At 38.2% G+C, this 2,049-nt stretch carries 1 protein-coding gene and 1 pseudogene; one reads left to right on the forward strand and one right to left on the reverse strand.

Annotation, left to right across the window (positions count from 1 at the left end):
* On the forward strand, nucleotides 1–615 hold a 615-nt coding region (locus G6Q06_RS08280), incomplete at its 5' end, for a hypothetical protein (RefSeq protein WP_163566297.1).
* Here G6Q06_RS08280 and G6Q06_RS08285 read toward each other — a convergent pair.
* Nucleotides 555–2,049: pseudogene (locus tag G6Q06_RS08285) on the reverse strand (hypothetical protein); the annotation flags it as partial. The gene G6Q06_RS08280 and the pseudogene G6Q06_RS08285 overlap by 61 nt on opposite strands.

Raw genomic sequence — 2,049 nt, forward strand, 5'->3', positions numbered from 1 at the left:
AAAGGGCATGGACTAGCTAAGATTATAGAAAAACACCTTGATGATTTTAAAGGGTTTGAGGGGAATAACGCTTATGAGAAGTTGGGGAATGGGTTGGAGTATTTGGTAAAAAATGGGGAACTCATTAGTGAGCATGGGATAAATACCATTATTGGTAAATACGATCAACAAACTTACAGAATAGGACTATCTAGGGGGTGGAATAATCAAGGCGATAATCATTGGATTATTACAGCCTACAAACTAGAAAAGTCGCCCGATTCAGATGTCCTACCAAGTAATCGGATTACTAAGGGTGATGGGACTAATCTACACCCTAACGACCGGGTGAATGCTACAGAAAAACCGCTTAATAGTGATTTAAGCACCGCTGAAAAATCCACCGCGCAGAAGTTCCTTAAAAGTCAAACACAACCCCCAATAGAACCTAAATGGAAAGCGTTAAACCCTAAATATAAACCTAAGTTAAGCCAACAGGCACGGCAAACATTATTAGAAAATGAGAAAAAGAAATTTTATAAGGAATGGGCAAAATATGGAGGAAAACCTGAGGATCAATTTGTAGCAGTGCAATTTAAGATATTTTTCACATCAGGCGATAGATTAGGGATATAATCGCCATTTTCTAAACCTAAATGTTTGTTTATGGCTTTTTTATAGTACCATTTAATCTTATCTTTAGCTAAAAGTTCTTGTACTTCAGGGGCTAACTCATCTTGATTTTTAAGGGCGGGAGTGTTAAACTTCGCGCCGGCTTGTGGTGGCGCGTCTAAGTTGACACTAGGTTTTGGGCTTAGGGAGTCTTCGCTACTTGTTAGTAGTCGCGAGCTCAAGCCACTATCTTTAAATATTGGGCTATTTTCTAACTTCCCGTTTTCTTTATACATGGTTTTTAGCTTCAGCTCATTTTGCTTTCTGCTAATAGTTTCTACCACTATAAAATATCCGTTGATCTGTTTACCCGCAACTAAGGCTTTTTGATTATCCCTAGTGGTTTCTAATTTGATTGCGTCTGCACTATTCACAACTTTAGGATAATCCCTAATATCTTGTATCCCTACTGGGGGTTGTTTGTTTTTAAGATAGTGAATGGAAGTATTGCCGTGTTGTTTTTCTACATGGGTTAGTGCGCTACCATTAAAGGTAAGTTTAATAGGGTGGTTTGTATCTAGCTTAAGTTGATTGGCTAATGTTAAATTTTTAAGCTCCCCTACCCACACCTTAGCATTATGCTTTTTAACTTGATCTAATAATCTCTCTGTGATCTGATCGGGCTTAAGCATTTTTAAGGGCTTATTGGGGTCTAATAAGTCTTTAATGTTTTGACTCTCAGCTTTTTTAAACTCAATGTATCTTGTAGTGTGTAGGGCTTTAGTGGCTTTCTCTTGCTCTCTTAGCGCCTTAAACTCCGCATAACTTAAGCCTTTAGCTTTAGCCTCCTTATAAATCTCACCTGTAGTCTTGTAGGGGAGTGCTTTAGGGTGATCGATCACTTCTACATCAATGTAGTTATTAAAATCTTGACTTTTAAGGGGGGGAGTGGTAGTATCCAATTGATAACCCCTGCTTAGAGTTCGGTCTAAGTCGTATCCCTTAGAGGAAGGCGTACGAGGGGTCGCAATATCTCTCTTGCTTTTCCACATCGTTATTAGTCTTAACTTGTTCTGACTGGTTAAAGCTTCCTCTATAACTGCATAATGTCCGTTAATCTGCTTTTTGTATTTTACTCTATTCCCCTCAATCTCTCTAATTTCTGCACTTTTAGCCAAATTTGGATAGTTGCTAATATCCTCAAGCGTGATTGGGATTTGATTACGGGAAGTTTCAATTTTGGCATCACTATGCCTATTCATTATATGAGCTACATGTTTAGCGTCTATCTCTCTAGCTAGCGCATAATTGCCCTTAAACTTGAATTCTTTAGCTAGTTGTTCTAACTCCTGCCCTTCCACTCTACCAATTAATAATCTATCTTTAGGGCTAGGGTTTTTTAAATCCCACTTGCTAATCACTTCGTGTATTTCTTGTGGGGCTAAATCTCTTTCTAAT

Origin of the sequence: Helicobacter suis (assembly GCF_902196135.1) — a bacterium.
GTDB lineage: Bacteria > Campylobacterota > Campylobacteria > Campylobacterales > Helicobacteraceae > Helicobacter > Helicobacter suis_A.